The sequence below is a fragment of the Roseofilum acuticapitatum BLCC-M154 genome (genome assembly GCF_030068475.1).
Classification (GTDB): Bacteria; Cyanobacteriota; Cyanobacteriia; order Cyanobacteriales; family Desertifilaceae; genus Roseofilum; species Roseofilum acuticapitatum.
Window position 1 is genome coordinate 19199 of sequence record NZ_JAQOSP010000036.1, and the last position, 23240, is coordinate 42438.

General features: G+C 45.6%; 23 protein-coding genes. 6 read left to right on the forward strand and 17 right to left on the reverse strand.

What is annotated here, in order from left to right:
- Position 1: 1 nt before the first annotated feature.
- The 7 genes from PMG71_RS05035 to PMG71_RS05065 all read right to left on the reverse strand — a co-directional run bounded on the left by PMG71_RS05035 (position 2) and on the right by PMG71_RS05065 (position 5217).
- A complete protein-coding gene (locus tag PMG71_RS05035; protein WP_283752553.1) occupies positions 2-562 on the reverse strand; it encodes a Uma2 family endonuclease in 561 nt (186 codons plus the stop codon).
- A 59-nt stretch (positions 563-621) separates the two neighbouring features.
- On the reverse strand, positions 622-1392 hold the full coding sequence (locus PMG71_RS05040) for a TylF/MycF/NovP-related O-methyltransferase (RefSeq protein ID WP_283752554.1): 771 nt from the start codon (positions 1390-1392) through the stop codon (positions 622-624).
- Between the two features lie 123 nt (positions 1393-1515).
- The gene (locus PMG71_RS05045) at positions 1516-1698 is read right to left on the reverse strand and encodes a hypothetical protein (RefSeq protein WP_283752555.1); all 183 of its coding nucleotides are present in this window, start codon (positions 1696-1698) and stop codon (positions 1516-1518) included.
- 44 nt (positions 1699-1742) lie between these two features.
- Positions 1743-1940, reverse strand: a complete 198-nt coding sequence (locus PMG71_RS05050; protein ID WP_283752556.1) for a hypothetical protein — start codon at positions 1938-1940, stop codon at positions 1743-1745.
- Positions 1933-2991 (reverse strand): hypothetical protein, encoded by a 1059-nt coding sequence (locus tag PMG71_RS05055; RefSeq protein WP_283752557.1) that lies wholly within the window; start codon positions 2989-2991, stop codon positions 1933-1935. The genes PMG71_RS05050 and PMG71_RS05055 overlap by 8 nt, the downstream gene beginning before the upstream one ends.
- A gap of 144 nt (positions 2992-3135) precedes the next feature.
- Complete coding sequence (locus PMG71_RS05060; RefSeq protein WP_283752558.1) at positions 3136-3309, reverse strand: hypothetical protein; 174 nt, start codon at positions 3307-3309, stop codon at positions 3136-3138.
- A 75-nt stretch (positions 3310-3384) separates the two neighbouring features.
- Positions 3385-5217, reverse strand: coding sequence for an asparagine synthetase B family protein (locus PMG71_RS05065; protein ID WP_283752559.1), 1833 nt, complete (start codon positions 5215-5217; stop codon positions 3385-3387).
- A gap of 177 nt (positions 5218-5394) precedes the next feature.
- Between PMG71_RS05065 and PMG71_RS05070 the strand changes: the two genes are divergently transcribed.
- A complete protein-coding gene (locus tag PMG71_RS05070; protein WP_283752560.1) occupies positions 5395-7188 on the forward strand; it encodes an ABC transporter ATP-binding protein in 1794 nt (597 codons plus the stop codon).
- Positions 7189-7190: 2 nt separating this feature from the next.
- Here PMG71_RS05070 and PMG71_RS05075 read toward each other — a convergent pair whose 3' ends face one another.
- Positions 7191-8363 carry a nucleotidyltransferase domain-containing protein gene (locus tag PMG71_RS05075; RefSeq protein ID WP_283752561.1) on the reverse strand — a complete coding sequence of 391 codons (1173 nt, stop codon included), beginning with the start codon at positions 8361-8363 and terminating at the stop codon, positions 7191-7193.
- 441 nt (positions 8364-8804) lie between these two features.
- Here PMG71_RS05075 and PMG71_RS05080 point away from each other — a divergent pair, with 441 nt between their 5' ends.
- The 4 genes from PMG71_RS05080 (at position 8805) to PMG71_RS05095 (ending at position 13087) form a co-directional block, all read left to right on the forward strand.
- Positions 8805-9503 carry a potassium channel family protein gene (locus tag PMG71_RS05080; protein ID WP_283752562.1) on the forward strand — a complete coding sequence of 233 codons (699 nt, stop codon included), beginning with the start codon at positions 8805-8807 and terminating at the stop codon, positions 9501-9503.
- A gap of 23 nt (positions 9504-9526) precedes the next feature.
- The gene (locus tag PMG71_RS05085; RefSeq protein WP_283752563.1) at positions 9527-10681 is read left to right on the forward strand and encodes an anhydro-N-acetylmuramic acid kinase; all 1155 of its coding nucleotides are present in this window, start codon (positions 9527-9529) and stop codon (positions 10679-10681) included.
- A gap of 73 nt (positions 10682-10754) precedes the next feature.
- Positions 10755-11204 carry a hypothetical protein gene (locus PMG71_RS05090; RefSeq protein WP_283752564.1) on the forward strand — a complete coding sequence of 150 codons (450 nt, stop codon included), beginning with the start codon at positions 10755-10757 and terminating at the stop codon, positions 11202-11204.
- A 242-nt stretch (positions 11205-11446) separates the two neighbouring features.
- Complete coding sequence (locus tag PMG71_RS05095; protein ID WP_283752565.1) at positions 11447-13087, forward strand: serine/threonine protein kinase; 1641 nt, start codon at positions 11447-11449, stop codon at positions 13085-13087.
- A gap of 10 nt (positions 13088-13097) precedes the next feature.
- On the opposite strand, the gene PMG71_RS05100 is transcribed toward PMG71_RS05095, so the two are convergent.
- The 7 genes from PMG71_RS05100 to PMG71_RS05130 all read right to left on the reverse strand — a co-directional run bounded on the left by PMG71_RS05100 (position 13098) and on the right by PMG71_RS05130 (position 18947).
- Positions 13098-13976: a universal stress protein gene (locus PMG71_RS05100; protein ID WP_283752566.1), complete on the reverse strand. Its 879-nt coding sequence runs from the start codon at positions 13974-13976 to the stop codon at positions 13098-13100.
- Positions 13977-14103: 127 nt separating this feature from the next.
- Positions 14104-14283 carry an NblA/ycf18 family protein gene (locus PMG71_RS05105; protein WP_283752567.1) on the reverse strand — a complete coding sequence of 60 codons (180 nt, stop codon included), beginning with the start codon at positions 14281-14283 and terminating at the stop codon, positions 14104-14106.
- A gap of 224 nt (positions 14284-14507) precedes the next feature.
- Positions 14508-15260: a PP2C family protein-serine/threonine phosphatase gene (locus PMG71_RS05110; protein ID WP_283752568.1), complete on the reverse strand. Its 753-nt coding sequence runs from the start codon at positions 15258-15260 to the stop codon at positions 14508-14510.
- A gap of 86 nt (positions 15261-15346) precedes the next feature.
- Entirely contained in the window at positions 15347-17098 is a 1752-nt protein-coding gene (locus PMG71_RS05115; RefSeq protein ID WP_283752569.1) for an ABC1 kinase family protein, read from the reverse strand.
- Between the two features lie 25 nt (positions 17099-17123).
- Positions 17124-17450: a DUF6825 family protein gene (locus PMG71_RS05120; protein ID WP_283752570.1), complete on the reverse strand. Its 327-nt coding sequence runs from the start codon at positions 17448-17450 to the stop codon at positions 17124-17126.
- Positions 17451-17575: 125 nt separating this feature from the next.
- Entirely contained in the window at positions 17576-18196 is a 621-nt protein-coding gene (locus PMG71_RS05125; RefSeq protein ID WP_347179203.1) for a restriction endonuclease subunit R, read from the reverse strand.
- 46 nt (positions 18197-18242) lie between these two features.
- The gene (locus PMG71_RS05130) at positions 18243-18947 is read right to left on the reverse strand and encodes a YdcF family protein (RefSeq protein WP_283752572.1); all 705 of its coding nucleotides are present in this window, start codon (positions 18945-18947) and stop codon (positions 18243-18245) included.
- 292 nt (positions 18948-19239) lie between these two features.
- Between PMG71_RS05130 and ctpB the strand changes: the two genes are divergently transcribed.
- Complete coding sequence (gene ctpB, locus PMG71_RS05135; RefSeq protein WP_283752573.1) at positions 19240-20544, forward strand: carboxyl-terminal processing protease CtpB; 1305 nt, start codon at positions 19240-19242, stop codon at positions 20542-20544.
- Positions 20545-20588: 44 nt separating this feature from the next.
- Here ctpB and PMG71_RS05140 read toward each other — a convergent pair whose 3' ends face one another.
- Both PMG71_RS05140 and PMG71_RS05145 read right to left on the reverse strand, forming a co-directional pair.
- Complete coding sequence (locus tag PMG71_RS05140) at positions 20589-22070, reverse strand: inorganic phosphate transporter (protein WP_283752574.1); 1482 nt, start codon at positions 22068-22070, stop codon at positions 20589-20591.
- Between the two features lie 75 nt (positions 22071-22145).
- On the reverse strand, positions 22146-22808 hold the full coding sequence (locus tag PMG71_RS05145) for a DUF47 domain-containing protein (RefSeq protein ID WP_283752575.1): 663 nt from the start codon (positions 22806-22808) through the stop codon (positions 22146-22148).
- Positions 22809-23240 lie beyond the last annotated feature (432 nt).

Here is a 23240-nt window from a genome sequence, read left to right on the forward strand (position 1 = left end):
ATCAAACCGCAAAAACGTCCGATACAGAAATTACAATATCCGGAAATGCGAAGGGAGAAACAACTTCTGTTACTGAAAATTCTTGCCTTTCTTGATAGTCACTATCTTGAGGAGCGCGATAAACAATTAAGGTTTTATTCTGAATATCTACAATCCAATATTCGGGTATAGTTTCGCGGGCATAGAGTTCTTTTTTCGCTGAAATATCATAATTTCGAGTTGCTTTAGAGACTTCAACAACTAGCTCGATATTCTCAGGAAAGGGGTGATGGTCGATGTATTGCGATCGCGGCAGTTTAGCCACTACGATATCTGGTTCTGGCTCCGATTGAGATAATGTAATCGGTTTAGCTTCTCGAACATAGCCTCGTCCTGCGGTTAGCCTCTCCAGTATTTTCGCTAAGTTTTCTTCAAAATAAGCATGTTCCGTGCCTTGAGGAGACATTTCTACGATCGCTCCGTTAATTAATTCTACTCGGCGTTCTTTAAATAGACCGATCGCGACCATTTGATGGTACTCTTCCACGCTGAACTTGGCAATTTCTGGAGCTATCGCGGTCATCTTATCTTCCTCAATCTATTGTTCTTAGGAGCAGCCAGCTCACCCATAAAAAATCAAAATTACTCAGTGCGACGAACCAAGAATACCTTGCCATAGTTATCACCGGGAAAGTAACTATAACTGCCCATTTCAGTCGCAGTAAACTCGCGATTCTCTTGCAGAAATTCATCAAAAGCACGTTTCTCGCCTTTACCTCGATCTGCTAACCCTTGAAAATTCCATTCATCGAAAAAGATAATAGTTTTATCAAGGATGAGAGGCTTACAAAAATTGAGAGCCTCCTTTGCTGATGCATATAAATCGACATCAATCATGATCAAACTTGCCTTGCGTAACTTATGTTTCTGGATGAGGTCAGAATTTAGCGTGTCAGAGTATAACCCTTTGATTAAACTACATCGCGACCAATCAATGTTCTTAGCACTCAGAGACTCTACAACATAATTATAATCAATGGCAAAAAAACCTTGCGGCCATATTCCTTCTTCGTCATAGGGTAAGCCTTCAAAAGAATCAAATCCAAAAAGGCGAACGTGATTCAGCTTCGCCTTCAGTAATGCACTGTACATCAAAGAGAACGAAGTTCCCTGACAAACTCCAAATTCTAAATAGTCGCCAATATTTTCAGCCCCTAGTGCTTCTTGTAAATATTTAATCGCTGCCTTGTATTGCGGAAGCAGCTCGCGCTCGTTGACTAGTAACCCCAACTTGGGAAAACCCAATTGAGGAAAGAATTTACACATTACCCAACGATAACGCCTCCTTATATCCCCAGCCATTTGATAACGGATGTACCTGTAGGGAAATTTTAAAGTATCAATCAGCGTCATAATTTCTGTCGATCGCGTCATCTAGAGTTAGAATGAGTTTTCGTTGCGCTCTCGTCTCTGAATCAGGTATTTTCAGTTTGCTATTCATGACAGATTCCAATTGTCTCTAATGTTGGGCAAAAACTAGACATCTTTTTCTAGAGGTGGGATTTTATCGCTCTCAATGGTGATAACTCTTCCATCTTGCCAAATACTAATGGATTCGCCCAGTTTCCGATGTTTCTCGATCGCCTCGGCAATAGCTTGTTTCACGCCAGCATCAATTTTCTGATGTAGGGGAGAAAGAGTTGGATTTTTAGGATTCATCGATATCTCCAATAATTGCACTCCAGGTTTCAGATGGAATGACCTCATTTAGTTTCTAGTAAATTTCTGGCTCGCTGTCGTCGCTCAACATTAATCGGACTATTGCGAATATCAGCTTCGGCAAGGGCGATCGCTTCATCGAGCAGCATATTCACATCATCAAACATTAGACAGATCTCTCGCCAGCGAGCAATAGACCTTGTTCTTGTCTCCGGATCGGGGATTTGGGGTTGGCTATTCATGAGTACATTTCTCTGACTTCGTTATACGAGCCGCATCTGCTGTAATCGCGTCGCACAATTGAGGCAATGCGTCCAAACTATCGCGACGAGTCACGTTTCGCAGGGGCACTCTCTTCGCGACTTGGCTCAGAGCCACAAACTCTTGGGCTTGCTTATCTGTATCTAATTTTAAGAAGGTTGCCGATCGCTGCTTCATCAAGGTTACCACTGCCATGGCTGGAGGAATAGACTCAATGACCGGTGCTGCCAATCCCGGTTGCCGTTCTCCCAGAACGTAGATAGCAGCTAAAGGAAGGGGTTCCTTCTGAAATTGCCACGGGCTTTGATTGGCTACAGGTTCATCACTGCTATAAGTCAGATCGATAAAGCGCTTTTCGGATAAGCGCAGCACGCGCGCCAAGCCTTCTTCCGAGCCGTAGAGGGCGTTAACCGACTCCGGCCACAGTCGCAGACGGGGATAGCCGGGGTGGACGAGGAAATGATCCGATGATTCGGTCAGAAGAGCGACATCATCGGAAAGAATGGGGTATCCTTGTCCGGCAAGAGCGGCTGCTGTTGTCGATTTACCCGCTCCTGAATCGCCCAAAATCGCGATCGCCTGCTCACCCACTGCCAACACGCAACCATGCAGACAAACCTTTCCCTGCAACCGCAGGGCCAACTTCAACACTGACCCCAGCAACAACACCGTCACATCTTCTATAATCGAATTCGTCCAATTGGGCGAACTAATGCGACTGCCATCGGCTTCGAGCTGGAGATCGATTGGCTCCATGTATTCGTTACCGCGATACCAAAAGTTGAAATAGCTGCTTCCATCTGCACGAGAGCGTTTTTCAATCTGAGAGTCAAAATTAGCAGGCCCCTGTGGATGGAAGGGAACCCTGCCAATGGCGGAATCGGATTCGGGAGCATCTTTCAAATCCACCCAGATATCGACAGACATATCATTATCGCAAGCCAATAGCCCCGGCAAGGATTGATTGCTCGCCAGGGTTAAGCCGTAAACTTGGTAGGTGAAGATTTGACCACCGTTACGGGGAATGCTCATAGGAGATTGAGAAGAGATTCGACTTTGGGTTCGGGGTCGATCGCGATCGCCTGGCTCCTAGAGCTTCGTTTTTGGCGATCGCTCAACCCCTAAGCTTGAAATATTGGGTCGATGAGACTAACTGATCTCATTTTCCTGGATTCTTTACGATCCAGCAGCAACATAGCTATTCGGAAATGCACCGCCATCAAAACTGCTATTGCCAGCAAAAGGCGAGGTTAGCGTCAGATCGCTGACACTCCCAAACTTCTTCAGTTTGGGAGTATGGTATGGACGGTTGTTGGCAAGATTTGCTTGATTAGAATCGGTTGCAGACATGGTAGTTTACTTCAGATGGGGTTAACGCAAGAGTTTTCACCAGCAATTATAGTTGATGATACTCCACAATGGACATTAATCAAGGTTTTGGTGGTGCAGCCAATAGGCTAATTGCAGGGCTGGAATCGTCTGGTTGTAGTTCGTAGGGGTGAGTTCGGCTAAAGTCTTCCATCTGAATAACAGAGCTTCTGGATTAATGTAGGGAGTCAGAGTGGGCAAAGTTGCCAATTCCACTATCCAGGGTTGAATCCCTCGCTGCTGCATGAGGTTGTAATGGGGAAATCCTCTCAGGGGTGTTTTGGGTCGCTCTCGCACGGAATCTGGCAACAGACCTCGCATCGCTTCCCGCAGCAAGAATTTATTCTTAAACCAAGGTTCTGGTGGAACTGAGAGTAGGTAGAGTACCAGAGATACATCAAAAAAGGGATAGCGAACTTTAACCGGAAACCCACTAAACCCCGGATCTCCCCAAGCAAAAATATTCGACCATAAAGGAGCCGTTTCCATCCCATAGCGTTCGAGTTCCGGTGAAGCGGTTAATCTCTCTTGCAGTCGTGCCTGCATTTGCATTCGTTCAGCAAACTCTGGGTTCAACCAGTCGGGAAACTCCTTCTGTGGCGGCTTGCGGCCAGTAACGTTCGACTGTGGTTGTTGCCCACTTTGCCGCCACTGACGTAATCGAGTCCGCAACCGCACCCGCGCACGAAGCAAACGGATATAGTCCCGGATAGTATGCGGATTCTGTAGCGACTTACCCTGGGAAGAAGGTGGCGGATGAAATGCTGGATCGCCACCAAACCCAGCCAGCAGTACCCGACTGTACCCGGCTACGCGGCGCATCGTTTCCAGTTCAGCAGTTTGGTTAGCAATGAGTAGGGGTTCGGGACAGAGATATTCGGAATTGTCCTCCGGAGCTTGCTGAATATAGTCTTCAGCCACGACGTACTCTATGGGGAAGCCGGCCATTTCGGCAACTTGGGTGGCATAGTCTCCTTCATCGTCGGGAATCAGATGTTGGTAAACAATGGCATATCCGCGAAAGTCAACAGGCGCACCCGTTTCGGTCATTAATTTATAAGCCGTGGCTGCAATACTGGTGGAGTCCATTCCTCCACTTAAATGGGTTCCCGCACTGTTAGTCCGCAGTCGGTCTGCCACTGAGCGCTCGAATAACTCCCGAAAGTGTTCGATATAGTCCTCTGGACGCTGATAATTGAGGTATTCCACCTCTTCAGGTAATTGCCAGTAACGCTGAATGCGAACTTGACCTTTGGAGTAAGTCAGGGTGTGAGCGGGAGGCAGCTTGTGGATATCGGCAAACGTGGTGGTCGCCCGATCCATATTCATGCTAAAGAGGAGGTAATCGGCGATCGCGCTCTCATTGAGCTTATCCGATACTCTAGGATGAAAGCGCACGGTATTCAGATGATTGCTAAACACCAGAGTTTGACCCATTTGTGCATAATAAAACGGAACAATCCCAAACTGGTCTCTAGCACAGAACAAGCGCTGCTGCTGACTATCCCAAATGGCAAACGCAAAATCTCCACTGAGTTGTTCTAAACAAGCATCTCCCCAAACCCAGTAGCCATGCAACACCAGATCAACATCAGGTGCATCGTTCTCTAGATTGCGTCCACAAGCACGCAAGCGGTCAATTAGCTCCTGACGGCGATCCAAACGGATATCCCCAGTAATCCAAACTTTTCCATTTAAACCGAGAGGTTGCTGTTCATGTTCCGATTCCCAAGTCGTCCGCAAGAGAGCATGACCCAAACCCACATAACCCTCACTCCAGATATTCTGAGCATCAGGAGCTTGAGGTCTCATCAAATCGGTCATTTGCTGTAAAAGATTGGCATCAATGGGTTGACCGTCCCCATTGACAATACCGACAATACCACTCATAAAGTCATATACTACGTTTGACTTGCTATTCAATTAAACCAAAATTTGTACCATGTTCGATCAATTAACCCTGTTTGAGCGCTTAGGTGTCTTTATACTGATGCATGAAGTGAAGCCAGTGACAGCCGGTGAGAGGTTTACGATTGTCAGTTGGTTCTTGGGAGAAGAATAACACGGATGCAATTTCAATTACAACTGCTCAAAAATCTGAAAAGAGCGATCGGTCTAGTTTGGCGAAGTACACCATTTTGGACATCTTGTACGATTATTCTCGTGTTTTTACAAGGTGTATTACCCTTAGCCTCCCTGTATTTAATGAAGTTACTCATCGATACCGTGACTGCGGGTATTGGCAATGGCATGTCTGCCTTGTATGATGTCCTGAAGATCGTTCTTCTGGTGGGAATAACGGCACTCATCACCAATCTTTTACGGTCTTTATCGGGATATGCGACCCAAGCTCAATCCCAGATTGTTACTGATTTTGTCAATGATATTTTACACAGTAAATCCGTTGAACTTGACTTAGAATATTACGAAAACGCTAATTTCTATAATTCCCTGCACCGCGCTCAACAAGAAGCCAGCTATCGACCGCAAAATTTACTGAATAATTTGCTACATTTGGCTCAAAATGCGATTTCTCTGGTGGCGATCGCCGGATTACTGCTTTCCCTCCATTGGTCGATTAGTATCGTCTTATTAGCCGCAGCACTTCCAGTCTTATTCGTTCGCTTACAGCAGAGTAAAATACTCTATCGACAGCAAAAAACTTGGACAGCAAAAGAACGTATGGCCTGGTACTTTCACTGGATGCTGACCATCGAAAGTTATGCCAAGGAAGTACGGCTATTCGATCTCGGAGCTTTATTCCGAAAACGCTACCATAACCTAAGACAGGACATTCGTCAAGAAAAGTTAGCTCTAGCTCGAAAACGGGCGATCGCCGATTTTTTAACTCAACTCAGTGGAATTCTCGCTCTTTTTGCCGTATTTAGCCTTATTGCCTATCAAACCATTCAAGGACAGATCACCCTAGGAAGTTTGGTGATGTATTATCAAGGTTTTCAACGGGGACAGGCATTTTTAGGCCAACTTCTGTCTAGTTTTGCCGGTTTATACGAAAATAGTTTATTTCTCTCCCATCTTTACGAATTCCTGGACTTAAAACCCACGATTGCTAATCCGATCTATCCCCAATGGGTTCCCCAACCCATCAAACAGAGCTTGAAATTTGAAAATGTTTCTTTTCAATATCCCCATAGCAGTCGTCCCTTACTCCAAAACATTAATCTCACCATTCCCGCAGGAGAAACAGTTGCCTTAGTCGGAGAAAATGGAGCCGGAAAAACCACCTTAATTAAATTATTATGTCGCCTCTACGATCCGACTTACGGACGAATTACCATTGATGGCATTGACTTACAGGAATTCAATGTTGTAGATTGGCGACGACAAATTAGTGTGGTATTTCAAGATTATGTCCGCTACAGTTTAACCGTTCGAGAAAATATTGGTTTGGGAAATATTGCCCACATGGACAATGATGCTGAGATTATCGAAGCCGCCCAAAAATCAGGAGCAGAGAAGGCAATTTATGGACTTCCTAAAGGCTATGATACCATGTTAGGAACCCAATTTGAGGAAGGAGAAGAATTGAGCATTGGGGAATGGCAAAAAGTAGCGATCGCTCGCGCCTTTTTGCGTCATGCTCAACTGCTAATTCTCGACGAACCTACCAGCGCACTCGATCCTGAAGCAGAATATGAAGTGTTTGAAAAATTTCGTCAACTGATTGAAGGAAAAACAGCTATTCTGATCAGCCATCGCTTGTCTACGGTTCGGATGGTCGATCGCATCTTTGTTTTAGAAAAAGGTAGAATTGTAGAAACGGGTTGCCACGAAGAGTTATTACAGCTCGGTGGAACTTATGCCCGTTTATTTTCTATTCAATCCAAGTATTATCAATAAAATTAACCTTTGAATAAACTCCAGAGAGACGATATTTTTTCTTTGCTGATTTTATGTTTTCCGATTAACCTGACAATTCTCAGGGGATAATAGAGAAAAAACAAAAGATCGGGCAGGGGAAATAATTCTCGATCTCTTGCATTCACATGAAAAATAATCTTTAGCAAATATTGCAACCTACTCCATAAAGTGTTTTCTCTTCTCTCCCACAAACTGATAATCAAGAAGATATAGCCATATTCCATGTTTTTATGATACATATACTCTTCATGTTGCCGGGCAACTTTCACCACTTCTGGAAACTGCTTCAGCTTTTCTGAAAATCTTTCAGGAAGGGAAATTTGTAGATAGGTTTGGGCGATCGCAATTCCTAGCAAAAATACGCGATCGTTCTCATCCGTTCCACATTGAGCGATGACTTCCTGCCAATTTGCTTCTGGATAAGTCTGAATTAAGGCTCCAAAATCACAGATTCTTTTTAATGAATTCCAACTGTCTTTTGCTCCCTGGAGATAACCAAGAGCGAGACAATTTTCTGGAGAGAATGTGGCGACTTCTTTACCCGAAAGAGATAAAGTTTGCAAGTTATCGAAAAACGATTCCGTCTCGATCTGTAGATAAAAGTTTTGTGGCGTTAACTTATAATGCAGGTCGATGTTGACTCGGCCATCGGGTAACACCATCTGAGCTTCTCCAATACTCTCTTCAAGTCCACCAAAGTGTTTGTCATAATACCCTTGCTCGATCAGTACATCTTTAGCTTTAGAATAATCTTCAGGACGCACTAAAACATCCAAATCAGAAAACTCTCGAAGTCCCATATTGCCATAGGCTAAGTGTGCCCAGATTGGCCCCTTAAAAGGAATAGCTTGGATACTATGTTCTGCAAATAATTTAAGCACTTGTAACAATTTATTGGTCAAAAATAAATTATACGTCATCCGTTTTTGAGCTTCGTTTTCTATTCTCTCAAATACAGATAAAGGCACACCCTCTGACTGATTTTGTTTTAGGGTTCGATAGAGCAGCATAAATACATTCTGCCTCACTGCATTTTGAACCAGAATATCCCAATCTAAATCAGTTCTTAGCAAATCTTGAACCTCAGAAGCCTTGGCTGAATTGAGTTGGTAACGAATACAGCACAACAGTAATTGATTTTCAGGCGAATACATTTTAGTGGAACTGGATATTGGCAAGTCTATAGATTGTTTTTCTATGTCTTTAATCATGAGTTAAGCTGTGAAATTTGACCGTTACTCTAGAATAGCACTAAGGGCTGTTAACTTTTGGTGCCCTTTTGTGACGAGTATGATTTTATAGGGCTTTGGATCGTCGCGGACATGAAACACACTGCTATGAGGTACACTGTTGATTTACAGTTTTTAGGATTATATAGCTAGTCTAAATGAGTTGTACAACGGGAAATGCCCTCTCCCTTTCATGTCCGCTTTGCGGAAAATCAGGAATCCCACGGGAGAGGGACTTTTTCCCCCTTCTCCTGCGGGAGAAGGGGGTAGGGAGATGAGGGGCAGCCATTACACAACTCATTTAGGTTTGCTATACATTAAACTTGAAATTTGGAGTACCCATATCAACTCAGGGGAGATCGTACAGTGAAAAAAGAGTCTTTCGGGTGGTTTCGTCGCCTGCGTCAAAATAATCAACAGTTTGCCGTTATTGGGTTGGGACGGTTTGGGCGAGCGGTTTGTGGAACCCTATATAATATGGGTTATGAAGTTATGGGAATTGATTCGAGCGAACAGCAAGTGAATCAGGCGATCAATAGTCAAATTGCTACCCATGTATTGACTTTGGATTCTACCGATCCGATGGCCCTGAAACAGGCGGGTGTTTTTGAGTTTGATACGGTGATTGTCAGTATTGGTAATTATGTGGAAGAAAGTGTGATTACGACATTGAATTTGAAAGAGGCTGGGGTGAAGTTTGTGGTAGCGAAAGCGTCTTCTAAAATTCATGATAAATTGCTCAATAAGGTGGGAGCGGATTGGGTGGTTTTCCCGGAATATGAGATGGGCTGTAATTTAGCGATTTCTTTGACGAAACCGAATATCTTGGAGCGGGTAGAACTCGATCCAGATAATAGTATGGTGGAATTGTTAGTTCCGGAAGAGTTTGCTGGCAAAACTCTTTTAGAGTTGGATTTAAGAAATGAGTATGGATTGACGGTGATTGCGATTAATCATCAGGGGAATAAGTTGGAGGTAAATCCTCAAGCGAATCAACGGATGGAAAAGGGTGATTCAATGGTGTTAATTGGCCATAATAAATCGATTAATCGGTTGCCAATTTAGGAATTTTAAAGGCAGTAAAAATCATGTATATTATTGGTTTGATTAGTGGTACATCGGCAGATGGAATTGATGCGGCGCTGGTGGATATTTCTGGAGAGGGATATGATTTAAAGGTGGATTTAGTGGCAGGGGAAACCTATGCTTATGGGGAGGAATTGCAACGGGAGATTTTGGCGATCGCCTCTGGCACAGCTCTCTCCCTTCCCCAACTCGCCACCCTCGATGACCGTATTGCCCACGCCTTTAGCCAAGCTGCGCTTAACATACAGCAAGGGCATCCCCCCGCCCAACGGATCGCCTCCCACGGGCAAACCGTCTTCCATCGTCCCCCCCATGGAGGACTCGGCTACAGTCTGCAACTCGGACGCGGAGAGGCGATCGCCTACAATACCCGTATTCCCACCATTAGTAATTTTCGCCAAGCCGATATCGCCGCCGGTGGCCATGGGGCCCCCCTCGTCCCCCCCGTAGATGCCTGCCTCCTCAGCCATCCCACCCACAGCCAATGCATCCAGAATCTAGGCGGCATCGGCAATCTAACCTATCTACCCGCCAATAGTCATCAACACCTCGACCAAGTGCGGGGATGGGATACCGGCCCCGGTAATAGCCTCCTAGATCTCGCCGTAGAGCAGCTCACCAACGGCGCTCAACACTATGATAATCAGGGCGCTTGGGCCGCCAGTGGAACCCCCTGCCAACCCTTGGTAGACCAGTGGATGCAAGACCCCTATTTTCAGCAACCGCCCCCCAAATCCACCGGCCGCGAATATTTTGGGCTAGACTTCTGGCAGCGCTGTTGGCAACAGAGCCAAGCTTACGATCTCTGCGATGCCGATCGCCTAGCCACCCTGACAGAATTTACAGCCATTTCTGTGGTGCAAAACTATCGCCAATTTCTGCCCCAGATGCCCGATCGCGTGCTACTGTGTGGAGGAGGCAGTCGTAATCTCTACCTCAAAGACCGCATTCAACACCATCTGAACCCCATTCCAGTCCTCACAACTGAAGAAATGGGCTTAAATGCCGAATTTAAAGAAGCGATCGCCTTTGCCGTCCTCGGCTATTGGCATCATCTCGGTCTACCCGGTAATCTGCCCCAAGTCACCGGAGCCAACTCTGGGCAAATTTTGGGACAGTTGCACCCCGTTGGAAGCGATCGGACAACAATGTTATGATCCCTCACAGGCTCATAAGCAGTGTTGCTTAAAACTAGAAACGATCTGAGACAAGAATTTAGAGGCGATCGAAGTGGCTCATACATTCTTAATGGAACCCGGACGCTGGACACTCGAAGGAAACTGGCTAGAAAAAGATGGCCTGCCGATCGCCATCCGAGGCGCAACCCTAGTACGGTGGTCTCAGGATAACTGGTTTACCATGGTCATGAAACTCACCTTTACCGACAGCGATCGCTCCCCCATCTCCTTTCAGTACAAAGGCCGTCTCGACAGTGGCGAACGCCAATATACCTTCGTCCTTCAACACAGCGTCCTCGGAAAAGTCGAAGGAGAAGGTTGGGTAGCTCCCGACTCCATCATTCAGCGCTATTGGGTTCTCGGAGACAAAGAACGGCGCAGCAGCTTTGAAACCCTCTATCGCATCGACTACGACACCTATCATCTCTCCAGTGCAGTCATGGCAGGACATTACTTAACCAGTGCCATGGAAGCTCGACTCGAAAGGCAAACCGAAAGCTAATCTCAAAGCTAATCTCAGTGAACCTTTACGAACTCAAGCTACAATTGAAAGTAAAGGTGGAAATCCTAGAAACCCTTAACTATCCAACCAACACTCTAAATCAGTTCATGAATTTAGAGTAGACGGTAAAATCCGATAGGATCAGCAGAATTTGGATGAGGTGCATTTGCTCTCCTTACCGATACCGTCCTCAACTATACTAAATAATTCGATTTCATTCGAGTATCCCGGTGTAACGTCTAATGAGTGACCCCAATATTGGCCGTGTTTTATTTAATCGCTATGAGCTTGTTGAACTCCTCGGTAAGGGAGCAATGGGGAAAGTCTACCTAGCCAAAGATGCCAGAGTCGGCGGAGTATTGGTTGCCGTTAAATTTCTCTCCCAAGCCCTTCTCAATAAAAAAATGCGCGATCGCTTCGAGCGAGAAGCCACCACCTGCGCCCTCCTCGGACAACATAGCCTCCACATTGTCCGCGTCATGGACTATGGCGTAACCGACGAAATCCCCTTCTACGTCATGGAATACCTCCAAGGAGACAGCCTCAGCGATGTCATCCGCGAAGACAACATCAAACTAGAACGCTTCTTAAGTCTAGCCCGACAAATTGCCCTCGGCTTACAATGCGCCCACGAAGGCATTCAAAAAGACGGCAAAACCGTCCCCATCGTCCATCGAGACATCAAACCCAGCAATATCCTCGTCACCCAAGATTCTAGTTTTGGGGAAATGGTGAAAATTCTCGATTTTGGCATTGCCAAACTACTCCAAGAAGAAACAGCCGGACAAACCAACTGTTTTATGGGGACTTTAGCCTATTCCTCCCCCGAACAAATGGAAGGCAAAGAACTCACCAGCAGCTCCGACCTCTACAGCTTAGGGGTGATGATGTTCCAAATGCTCACCGGTCATATGCCCCTGACCGCAGAAACCCATACCTTTGGCGCATGGTATAAAACTCATCACTTCCAAACCCCCCGCTCCTTTGAATCCGTTGCCCCTTATCTCAAACTGCCTTCAGAACTGAAAAGCTTAGTCTTTCGATGTTTAGCCAAAAAACCCAAAGAACGGCCCCAGAGTGCGCGAGAAATCGTCCAAACTCTAGAACAACTAGAAAAAGATCACAAAAATCTCCACAGCTCCCCAAAACCTACCGAAAATGGTAAGCAACCCTCCTCTACTTCCCCACCCGCTCAAAAAACTCCCTCTACCCCTGTCGATCCTTCTCCCGCCGTTAAACCCACTTCTTCAACCCAAGTTTCTCCTAACCGTAGTCTTGGAAAAGACACCGGAAAATTGCAAGTGATTGAGACCACACCGGCCATTGATATGATCTGTTGGGAACAAACTTGGCCGAAAGGCAAACCCCTGGCTCAAATTGTCTTTCCGCAAGTTTTGCAAACTCAAACAGAACAATCTGTAGTCACCCTGTGGGCAATGCTGAAAAAAAAGGAAATCGAACAGCGACAAATCAGCCGACTATACAATAAAACCTATAAAAATTTCTTGTATTCTGTTTCTCCCCATCCCATGATTTTGTGGCTCACCGTTTTATACGATCCCAAACAGGGGCCCAGATGGTTGAGATATTATATGGATCTCAAAAGTAATAAAGGTAAGCGTTTAGCTAATCTATTAGCCCATACAGGGCGTTACTGCTTGTTATTTTTTGCCTTAGAAGAACCCGGCCGTTGTGCTGATGTGATTAATATAGATGTTAACTATTCCCAACGGCAAAGGCTACAAGATTGGGCAAGCGCCAGTGATTCTCTGGCTGGCGGTCAACCGACACGCAGTAAAGAACTATTGCAAAAAGAATTTGAGAAACTCCAACCCCAAATTATGATGAAGTTGGAAGCTGGAGTTCCAGATTCTTCCTTTTAGGGTTTGCCAGTTAGTGTTTAGGAGAGAAGTAAATAATTGGATGCCAACTCCGACGCAAGATTTGACTGCTCACACTGGGGGATGACCATTCCAGAATTTTGTTTCTGCGACTTGACGAAACGGCGATCGCACTAATATCATGCATTAAAGCTGACTCAAAAATCTGAGGAATGATTTCCCCTTGGCGAACTTCAAGCTCTACTTCTAAATTCAGACTCGACAAGTCTTCCTTGGCTTTTTCCAGCTCAGTGTGCGCTTTCTCCAACTCATAATTCACATCTTTATATTCTCTCCGGCTCCCTTCTTCAACTACCCAGACAAGTAGCAATTTTTCTAGGGAGTTTTCTGGCCGGCTTTGGGCATAGTCCTTAACTCGCTTTAACAAGTATTGGGCACTCGGACTGCCATCATAGGTGAGCATTAAATACCGAAATAGATAACGACACCGCAGATCTAATTCTTCAGAGGTATAGGTCGAAATCAGTTGGGGACGCAAAACCATAATCGGGATATCCGTATGTTCGGCTAAACTCCGACTGGTACTGCCAAAGATTTTTTCATCCATGAGAGTATGGATATTCGCTCCCATGATAATCACATCAGAATTGTGTTTTTTGGCGACATCCAGAATTGTTTCATGGGGTTTGACTGAAGGAACAACTTCACCCTTGATTTCTAGACTATCAGGAATATTCGGACGCAGCACAGATAATTGAGATTTTGCCCATTCAATCTTTTCATTATCTGCTTTAGGAATGATTCCTTCTAAAGCCACACAATGGGTAAATACAATTTGCTCTAAACCACTTTGAGCAAGAGCGGGAACTGAGTTAACCAGACGATATAATCCATCCGATAAATCCGTTGAGATTAAAGCACGCTTGAACATAAGGGGTAAGTGTAATACCGAAGTGTTAATCTACCCTTACCCTAGCACTCTCAAGAGGGAGTTAGACGCAGGATTGAACAAATCTTGAGCTTCACCTTCTGAATAGATACGATAAGTTATCCTGAATCTAATCTAAACCCCACTCGTGTTTGAGAACTTCCTGATACATGCTTTCTCGCAGCATCATCTGTTCATAGAGCTTCACCAGGAATTCCTGAGCTTGCTCGCGACTCATCTTCTCCACTTGGGTTTGGAAAGACCGAAGGCTAAATTGTTGTTCTAGGGAGAGTTGCATGGGTTCGTTCATTGAAGACTCCTCAATTTAGATTCAGTGGGACTAAGAAGAGCGAGAAGTGTTTTACTTCTGCTTCATGTTACGAAATATAACAAATATTTGACAGATTGGCCACCTTAGTTTCCTGCCTTGAGTGATGTTGTAGCAAGTTCACAGAAGTAAAAATGCTCACGATGAACAAATCCCTAGTTTTTCATCTGGGGATGGGGGGATGGAAGGGATGGAGGGATTAAGTCCTATTCACTTTCTAGAACAACAATAGTGACGGTGATATTATCGCGTCCGCCTTTTTCTTTGGCCTGTTCAATTAATTTCTGTCCGGCCATGTCACAGGCACGAATCGATTTGAGGGTAGAGGCGATGGTTCCGTCGGGGAGTTCTTCGGTTAAGCCGTCGCTACAGAGGAGGAGGCGATCGCCCCCTTGTAACTCGATGGGGTCTACATCAATATCTTCATCTTGGGTATCTTCCCGTCCCAAACACTGGGATAACACATGCCTCCAGGGATGGGTGCGCCCTTGTTCGGGGTCGAGGACTCCCGAAGCCATGGCTTTAGCCACCCAAGTATGATCGAGGGTTATCTGTTGTAGAGTATGGCCCCTGAGTCTATAAAGACGGGAGTCACCAATATGAGCCACCCAAGGTTCTTCCCTCTCCTGCTCTGGGGATTTGCGGAAGAGCAGGACTACGGCTGTCGTTCCCATATCCGAGCGTTCGGGATGTTGGCGCTGGTCTTCAATAATGGCATCATTGGCTTTTAAGAGGGCTGCCTTCAACAAGCGATCGGAAGACTTATCGGAGTCCCAATGGGCTAAAAGATACTCCTTAATGGTTTTGGTGGCCAACTTACTCGCTTCTTCGCCACCAGCATGGCCGCCCATACCATCGGCAACAATAAAAAATCGACCTTCCGGGTCATTATAGAAGTCATCTTGGTTAACAGAACGGACTCGCCCCGTATCAGTTAGACCCGTGAAGATGCGTTTCATAAGTTTGCTGACCACAACAGTAAGTAAGGGATGGGTATGAAGAGATTTCTCCCCTCTGATTGTAACCCCTGGTGGGGGATTTTGGATTAAGGCATTCGATCAAAACGATTAATGCGCCGCAGGAGACGGAATAACATGATTGCTAAGGCGATCGCCAACACAGCCACCACTACAGCCAGTCCGAGTTTATCGGCACTCAGTAAAATCGCCGCCGCAATGGTCAAGCCACTAATCAAAATACCATAGGTATTCACCAAACTCATACTACTAATGCGTCTGAGGATGCGATCGCTCTCCGTTGCTCTCACCCGCAGGCGAATATCCCCCTGCTCCAACTTATCCAAAGCATCCTCTAAACGCCGGGGCAACCCCAAAGCCGTATTACTCATCTGAGTCGCTTGGCGACTGAGTTCGCCCAACAAATCATTTCCTGGCGATCCATTTCCACTATTCATAAGCTCTGTTGCAAAGGGTCTAGCTACTTCCATAAAATTAAACTCTGGGTCAAGACCTTTACCCACTCCTTCCAAGGTTGAAAACGCTCGCATCACGAACGTAAAGGTTGCTGGGAACCGGAAGGGTTGATCGTAGGCAATCTCATAGAGATCGTCACTAATTTGACTCACGGACTGGGTTTCAAAAGGCTGATCCATAAAATGATCCAACATATATTGGATCGATCGCCTCACCGGCCCCGTATCCCCAGTTGGGGCCAGTGCCCCCAAAGCAATCAAAGAATTCATCACCCGATTCCCATCTTTCTGGGCAATGCCAAAAAACGTATCTAACAGTTTTTCACGGGTAACCGCCTGAATTTGGCCCATCATGCCAAAATCATAAAAAATCAGCGATCCATCTGGACTCACGGCAATATTACCCGGATGGGGGTCAGCATGGAAAAACCCACTATAGAGAATTTGCATTAAGTAGGCTTTTGCTCCCAACTGAGCCAACTGTTTCCGGTCTAGGCCGGCTGCTTCTAAGGCTTCATACTGACTAATTTTAATCCCCGGAGCATATTCAAGGGTTAAGACACGGGGAGAAGTATAGCGCCAATAGACTCTGGGCACTTTCACCCAATTTTCTTGGCGGAAGTTGCGCCGAAAGGTATCTGCATTACGACCTTCATTGAGATAGTCAATTTCTTCCCACAAAATGCGGCAACATTCGTCATAAATGCCGAGCCAGTCTCGTCCCTTGCCCCAGTCGGGATGATTTTGGAAATAGCGGGCAATCCCTTTGAGAATTGCTAAATCGATGGTAAAGAGTTGTCGCAAACCGGGCCGCTGGACTTTAACGACCACTTCTTCGCCACTATGGAGTTGGGCACGATGAACCTGGCCTAAACTGGCAGCAGCCATAGGGATAGGGTCAAAACTGCGGTAGAGGTCTTGAACAGACTTGCCTAGGTCTTCTTTGATAATGCTTTCGGCTTTTTCATAGCTAAAAGCCGGTACGCGGTCTTGGAGTTTGGAGAGTTCTTCTACATATTCAAGGGGGAATAAGTCCGCACGGGTGGAGAAGAGTTGGCCGAGTTTAATAAACGTGGGCCCTAGATCGAGGAAGGTATCCCGAATCCAAATGGCTTGCTGTCGCCGTCTTTTTTGGATTTTTTCCTCGGTCATACCGCCTTGGTAACTCCAGGCTTTACCATTGAGCCATAGAGAGCCTAAAAACAGCCAGAAGAAACTCCAAATATCAAGAAAACGACGGTTTCGGGAATATTTGGGGCGATTCCAGCGATAGGATTTGCTGCTATAGCCTTGTTCCATAACACTGGAGGGGGAAAGGGCTGATGGGTTGTCGGATAGGTTAGAGAGCGCAGATACAGAGGTCATCAGTGGGCGATTGATGGGTTGGTTTTTAGGTGGAACGGGAGCGATATTTTTGCAGTTCAGAACGCAGTTGGGCAATTTCGGCCCGCAAATCATCTAGGGTTTCTTGCAGGTCACGGGTAGGGGTATTGGGTTGTCCAGGAGTGGGGGAAGGGTTGCCGTTGCGGGCGGCGGATTCTGCTGCTGTTGCCCGGTCTAAGACCATTTGTGGGAAGTTTTTCAGCCTCTCTTGTTGTTCTGCGTCTGCTTTGCCAAAGTTACTGAGGGCATGGGTTAGGGTGTATTCGACTTCTTCGGCGATCGCCTCGGATAGGGCGCGACCGACAAAGAAGGCATGGAGTGGGCTGTTACTCATGGAAGGATGCTCAATTCAAGTTTGTTTACAAAAATTATAATAACGTTGGTTCTTTTCAGAATACAGAACAATGGGCAGAATTGTCAGGTTGGGAGATGGGGAGATGGGGAGATGGGGGGATGGGGCTATAACTGGCTGAGGTGTTTTAAGATTCGTAGCACTTCGTAGAGTTGATTACCGCGATTGCGAAGACTGAAAACATCTGATAAAGCATAGCGGTTGATTTCGCCCCGGACGAGCTTGATAAAAATAAAGCTGCCTCCTGTAGCAATCATACCAAAACAGGGGCGTTCGGGGTGAGGACTGGCGAGCATGTAGACGAGGATCTGGGGGAGGGCTTCTTCGATGGAAAAGGCAGCTTTTTTGGATTCGATCGCCACGATCCAAAATTGTTCTTTCAAAATCAAGGTATCAATTCGACCCTTGATGATTACGCCATCGTCTTCGGCGCTAATCTCTATGGGTTCTTCGCTTTTGATATAGAAGGGGGAGATATAGAAGTTGCCGATGAATAGGATGGGGTCTAATATCGCCATTCTAACGACATTTTCGAGTAAGGGGGGATGGTTGAGGAGGTTAATGTAACCCGCTTTGACTTTATCGAGGAGTTGGCGATCGCTCGGAGAAATATCGGGTAAATTTTCTTGCCATTCGGGGAAAAAGTTTTCATCTTCAGTTAAAGTTAAGCCAAAGCGATCGATCAGGTCTCTGAGGGTGATGGTTTGTGCGGATAAGGTTTCAGTCATCATAGCGCTGAGGGTTTATCCTAATTCTAACTTTGCCTATCGGGACTTAAGGCATATCCTTGAAAATAGGGCGTAAATCCCATTGATCTTCACAGTCATATCCTTTGTCTATCCACTCTTGTAAATTAGCATCGACTAGAGGATAGAATTGGTTACAGGTGGGTTGATAAAATTGGCTAATTCCTGCCCAAATGAGGCTACGAATGACATCTAATGTGGTTTTTAAACCCGATTCAGTATTACCGGGAATTCCTTTTTCTTTGACGGTATAAGTTTCCATCCAAATGCCATGACTGCCGAGGATGATTTGTCCTAACCATTGGGCGCGGGGGAGGTGACGGGCAGAGGTAATCATTTGCACATGATGAACGCCCCATTGTTTAAGAATGGGTAAAGTATAGTAAAAATTCTCAAAGGTAGAATTGGCACAACGTTCTAACCAGATTCGATCTTGAGGGGAAGCATTCACTTCAAAGAGGCGTAAAATACAAGGATCGTCGGCCCCTTGGGAGATTAAAATGGGAATGTTGGGATGATCCTTAGCGACTTGGGTGATATGTACTTCCCGGCGAATACTGCCCCCTAACATTAAATAGGCATCGAGGGGGGATTGGGAAGCCGCAGAAAGTTTTTGGGAGGTGGCGATCGCCCACCCACTGACAACCACTACAATCAGGCTAAGGAGTACCCAAGTGCCCAACCGCCGCCAACGACGCAGTACAGGAGAGCCTAGTTGTGCCCAAATCTTCATCACTATCTCCATAGGATTGGCTAGGGGGATGCGATTTGAGTATAGGCGATCGCCATTTTCCTTAGCCGATGTAAAGTTATGTTATGTTCCCTGGTGGCAATTCGGGAAAAGTGTCACACAATAGGGAAAGTGAGTGATTTATCTTGAAGTAGAATCAAAGCGCTCTCCTTAAGCATTTTGCATTCTTCGATCAACTGAGTATCCCTGTCCACTGGATCGGTTGATGGGTAAAACGGAAGATCAAGATAGACTAGGACAGCTCACTCTCTAACCTCGATCGCGGCTAATCCCAATGAACTGGTATAAAAATTGTTTAAAACCGCTTCAGATTGCGTTGCTTACGGGCACAGTTACCACGACAGCAACCTTATCTTTACTTGGTACAGCCTGGTGTCAATCAGTCCGTGCAGCCCTACAGGATAGTCCCAAAGCCATTGTGGATGAAGCCTGGCAAATCGTAAACCGTGAGTATGTTGACCCCAATTTTAATCAAGTAGACTGGTTAAACGTGCGACAGGAACTCTTAGATCGCCAATATACCAGTCCAGACCAAGCCTACAAAGCCATTCGTGTTGCCTTGCAACAGCTCAATGACCCCTATACCCGTTTTCTTGACCCCAACCAGTTTCAGCAACTCACCGAGCAAACCTCTGGAGAGTTATCCGGAGTCGGTATTTCCTTAGAAATCCATCCCCAAACCCGCCAATTGACCGTGATTAAACCCTATGACCACTCTCCAGCCTTCAAAGCGGGGATTATTGCTGGAGATATCATTTTAGCCATTGATGGTCGCTCTACAGAGGGAATGTCCATACAAGCGGCTACTCAACTGATTCGAGGAGATGTAGGAAGCAAAGTTCAACTGCAAGTCACCCGACCGGGATGGGGCCCCTTTGAGTTAGAGTTAGTGCGAGCAACGGTAGAAGTTCCTTCTGTAAATGCTGAAGTGAAACAAGAGGGTTCTTTGCGAGTGGGGTATATTCGTTTAGATGAGTTTAGTTCCCATGCAGCCGAACAAATGGAGCGCTCGATTAAGGATTTAGAGCATCAAAAGGTAGATGCATTTGTCTTAGATTTGCGCGGTAATCCAGGGGGATTATTAGAATCGAGTATTGAAATTGCCCGCATGTGGCTGGAAAATGGAGCGATTGTGAGTACCATTGACCGTAATGGTCATCGGGAGTCTGTGCGAGCGAATCGTACTGCCTTAACTCAACGTCCTTTAGCGGTTTTAGTCGATCAAAGATCGGCGAGTTCGAGCGAAATCCTGACGGGCGCTCTGCAAGATAATCATCGAGCTAAGATTGTAGGGACGAAAACCTTTGGTAAAGCTTTGGTGCAAGCGGTTCATTCTCTCTCTGATGGCTCCGGATTAGCGGTGACGATCGCCCATTATTACACGCCGAAGGGAACGGATATTAGCAAAACCGGGATTACGCCCGATGTAGCGATAGAGTTGAGTCAACAAGATCAACGACGCTTGGTGCAAAATGCTCGTTTACGAGCTACGTCTTCCGATCCTCATTATACCCAGGCGATCGCCTCTTTGGTGGCTCAATTGTCTCCGAAACCCTTAGCTACGACATTTGAAAATTGATTTAATCCTCATTTTTAACTGTAGGGGTTAACGGCCGTTAACCCCTACTCATTTTTTGGATCATAAAAGAGTTTTTCTAGATAAAGGAATTGGTCGTCTAACTGCTCTTCTCCCGGTTGTTTTTGCCAGGCAGTAGTTTGTACGCCTAACGCTTGCTGAAATTCCCATTTATAATCAAAGGATTGACCGGTTAAGCGCTGAAGGGCTAAAAGTTGCTCTGGAGTTAAGGCTTGAGCATCAATCTTGTTAATCGCTTCTGGAGTAATGTGTAGGGGATAGAGTTCTGCTGCTGCTATCACCTGGGATTCTTGTTCTGGGGTTAAGGTAGCGACTCGTCTTAAGGCTGTGCGAAAATTAATGGGTTTAGTCAGGGTTTGACCTTCTAGGGGGGCAATTTCGGCAGTGGGCACACCTTGCTTTTGTAGATACATTAATACGGGTTGGGAGAGGCGAAAGTGGATTTCCTCATACACCGGTTGGTTAAAGACATTTTGTACAATAAAGAGGAGGATAATACTGATTAAAGTGGCGATCGCCGGAGTCGCCACCCAACCCGATCCAATTTCCCCTAAAACCCGCCAGCGAATTTGTCTTACGCCTCGCATTCCCTGTAATAGCCCAATACCAATCACTGCACCAATTACCGCTTGGGAACTCGACACCGGAATTAGGGGAATCGGAGGCAGTCCCCAGTTAATCAACGTTTGTTGTAATTCCCTCGAAGAAAACACAAATAACACTAAAGAATGGGCAACCACCACCACAAAAGCAGCAATGGGCGATAACTTCATTAAACTCCCGCCCACCGTCATCATCACTTTCTTAGAATAAGTATAGACTCCAATGGCAATGGCAATTCCTCCGAGTAAAAATAATTGCTGCACAGAACTAACCCGCACGGTCTCCCCTAGACTAAACTCCGTAAACGGAGAAGAGGGAATAAACACCCCCATCACATTACCAATATTATTCGCGCCCAAGGCATAGGAACCAAAAACTCCCGCTAAAATCAACCCCCAACGGGTATATAAATCCAATTGCAACAAATGGGGTTTAACTTGATTAATAATACTGACAATCAAGCGATATAAAATTGCCGCAAATATGCCCCCCAAAACCGGACAAGCCACCCAAGTCAGGGCAATTTTTGATAACACCGCTAAATCGGTAATTGCTCCACTAAATAGATTCCAACCCATAATCGCCCCCACCACCGCTTGAGAGGTAGATACGGGTAGACCTAACTTAGTCATCCAAAACACGGTGATAGCGGCTGATAATGCCACTGTAAAGGCTCCCGGCAAGGCATTTAACGATCCCAGTTCTCCCAGTCCTCCGGCAGCCCCTGCGCCCCCAATAACTGCCCCTAAAATCACAAAGACGCTGCATAAAAAGGCGGCTGTGGAAAAGCGAATCATCCGACTACCCACCGCAGTACCAAACACATTAGCAGCATCATTAGCACCGAGAGACCATCCTAAAAATAGTCCACTGGAGAGGAAGATTAAAGCGGTAATAACATCCATGATGGTAATAGGGGGATGGGGGGATGGGGGGAATGGGGGAATAGTTTTCCCATTACTCTTCTGTCGCGTGAAATACTATAATGCTCGTTTAATGGCATAAATCGATAATTTATCGGCCACATCTTCGGATGCATCGGCTAATTCATCAATCACATCAATCACATCTCGCAATTGAGTTTTGTGTGCCAGGGGTAAAACGGAGCGAAAAATTTCCCGTTTGAGGCGAAAGGAAATTTGATCGGCTTCTGCTTCATAAACTCGCACTTTATAAGCATAGTCGCGCACGGTTCTGGAGTCGCGGAAAAAGGCGCGAGAGGTGAGGACAATCGTTTCTAAACATTGAACAGCCATGGAAACTAACTGCTTAAAATCACTATGATAGGGAGTGGGAATAATCGGTTCTTCGATCATTAAGTTTTGGAAATTATCCCCAATTAAGCCAATGAGATAATATAAGGCTTCGAGCAAGCTTAATACATCTCCCCGTGCATCGGGAATGAGCATTTCGGTGTAGAGTTCGGATTCAATTTCCCGGCGCAAGGTATTACAGCGATGTTTAACTTGGTTGATTTGTTGCATTTTTTCTTCACAGCCTGGGGTTAGGGCTTCGGTCTCTAGGTATAGTACCATACCCATCTCAAAGTACATTCCCCCTTCTGAGAGGCGATCGAAAAATTCATTGAGTTGATTTTCGATGAATTGGGTTTTACCAAACAGGGGGAGTGAGGAGTGATTCATAGCTGCAATTCCTTATTTCGTCGCATAAATTATCCTTGCCGAACCTAAAATATTTTCTTGACGAATATTGAGCCAAACAGAGCAAACTCGACAAGCTAACACTTTTGACAGAATTCAGCGATTTTCTCTGCTGTGGTACTAGAGGTGCTAATAAATCCGATCCAGAGATAATTGGGGGTTGATCTGAGTTTGCCTTTCTTGTGGCAATGTCATTCATTTAGGGGTGATATTTATGATTTTTTGCATCCTAAATATGGAGAAAAATAACCTAAATCCGAACCGTAAATTCCATCGCTTTACAAAATTTTACTTCTAGTTCAGCTAATTCGCAAAAATAAGATTCAAAAATGAGTATAAAGTTATAATTGTTTACAATATAGTCTTTTTAAGGAAGTTAAACTAAAGTATACCTCTGAATTATCGGTTATTTTT

What these genes read in the sequence shown, in the direction of transcription:
- PMG71_RS05035 (WP_283752553.1), bottom strand. Translation starts at nt 562, where the DNA reads ATGACCGCGATAGCTCCAGAAATTGCCAAGTTCAGCGTGGAAGAGTAC.
- PMG71_RS05040 (WP_283752554.1), bottom strand. Translation starts at nt 1,392, where the DNA reads ATGACGCTGATTGATACTTTAAAATTTCCCTACAGGTACATCCGTTAT.
- PMG71_RS05045 (WP_283752555.1), bottom strand. Translation starts at nt 1,698, where the DNA reads ATGAATCCTAAAAATCCAACTCTTTCTCCCCTACATCAGAAAATTGAT.
- PMG71_RS05050 (WP_283752556.1), bottom strand. Translation starts at nt 1,940, where the DNA reads ATGAATAGCCAACCCCAAATCCCCGATCCGGAGACAAGAACAAGGTCT.
- PMG71_RS05055 (WP_283752557.1), bottom strand. Translation starts at nt 2,991, where the DNA reads ATGAGCATTCCCCGTAACGGTGGTCAAATCTTCACCTACCAAGTTTAC.
- PMG71_RS05060 (WP_283752558.1), bottom strand. Translation starts at nt 3,309, where the DNA reads ATGTCTGCAACCGATTCTAATCAAGCAAATCTTGCCAACAACCGTCCA.
- PMG71_RS05065 (WP_283752559.1), bottom strand. Translation starts at nt 5,217, where the DNA reads ATGAGTGGTATTGTCGGTATTGTCAATGGGGACGGTCAACCCATTGAT.
- PMG71_RS05070 (WP_283752560.1), top strand. Translation starts at nt 5,395, where the DNA reads ATGCAATTTCAATTACAACTGCTCAAAAATCTGAAAAGAGCGATCGGT.
- PMG71_RS05075 (WP_283752561.1), bottom strand. Translation starts at nt 8,363, where the DNA reads ATGTATTCGCCTGAAAATCAATTACTGTTGTGCTGTATTCGTTACCAA.
- PMG71_RS05085 (WP_283752563.1), top strand. Translation starts at nt 9,527, where the DNA reads ATGTATATTATTGGTTTGATTAGTGGTACATCGGCAGATGGAATTGAT.
- PMG71_RS05095 (WP_283752565.1), top strand. Translation starts at nt 11,447, where the DNA reads ATGAGTGACCCCAATATTGGCCGTGTTTTATTTAATCGCTATGAGCTT.
- PMG71_RS05100 (WP_283752566.1), bottom strand. Translation starts at nt 13,976, where the DNA reads ATGTTCAAGCGTGCTTTAATCTCAACGGATTTATCGGATGGATTATAT.
- PMG71_RS05105 (WP_283752567.1), bottom strand. Translation starts at nt 14,283, where the DNA reads ATGAACGAACCCATGCAACTCTCCCTAGAACAACAATTTAGCCTTCGG.
- PMG71_RS05110 (WP_283752568.1), bottom strand. Translation starts at nt 15,260, where the DNA reads ATGAAACGCATCTTCACGGGTCTAACTGATACGGGGCGAGTCCGTTCT.
- PMG71_RS05115 (WP_283752569.1), bottom strand. Translation starts at nt 17,098, where the DNA reads ATGACCTCTGTATCTGCGCTCTCTAACCTATCCGACAACCCATCAGCC.
- PMG71_RS05120 (WP_283752570.1), bottom strand. Translation starts at nt 17,450, where the DNA reads ATGAGTAACAGCCCACTCCATGCCTTCTTTGTCGGTCGCGCCCTATCC.
- PMG71_RS05125 (WP_347179203.1), bottom strand. Translation starts at nt 18,196, where the DNA reads ATGACTGAAACCTTATCCGCACAAACCATCACCCTCAGAGACCTGATC.
- PMG71_RS05130 (WP_283752572.1), bottom strand. Translation starts at nt 18,947, where the DNA reads ATGAAGATTTGGGCACAACTAGGCTCTCCTGTACTGCGTCGTTGGCGG.
- ctpB (WP_283752573.1), top strand. Translation starts at nt 19,240, where the DNA reads ATGAACTGGTATAAAAATTGTTTAAAACCGCTTCAGATTGCGTTGCTT.
- PMG71_RS05140 (WP_283752574.1), bottom strand. Translation starts at nt 22,070, where the DNA reads ATGGATGTTATTACCGCTTTAATCTTCCTCTCCAGTGGACTATTTTTA.
- PMG71_RS05145 (WP_283752575.1), bottom strand. Translation starts at nt 22,808, where the DNA reads ATGAATCACTCCTCACTCCCCCTGTTTGGTAAAACCCAATTCATCGAA.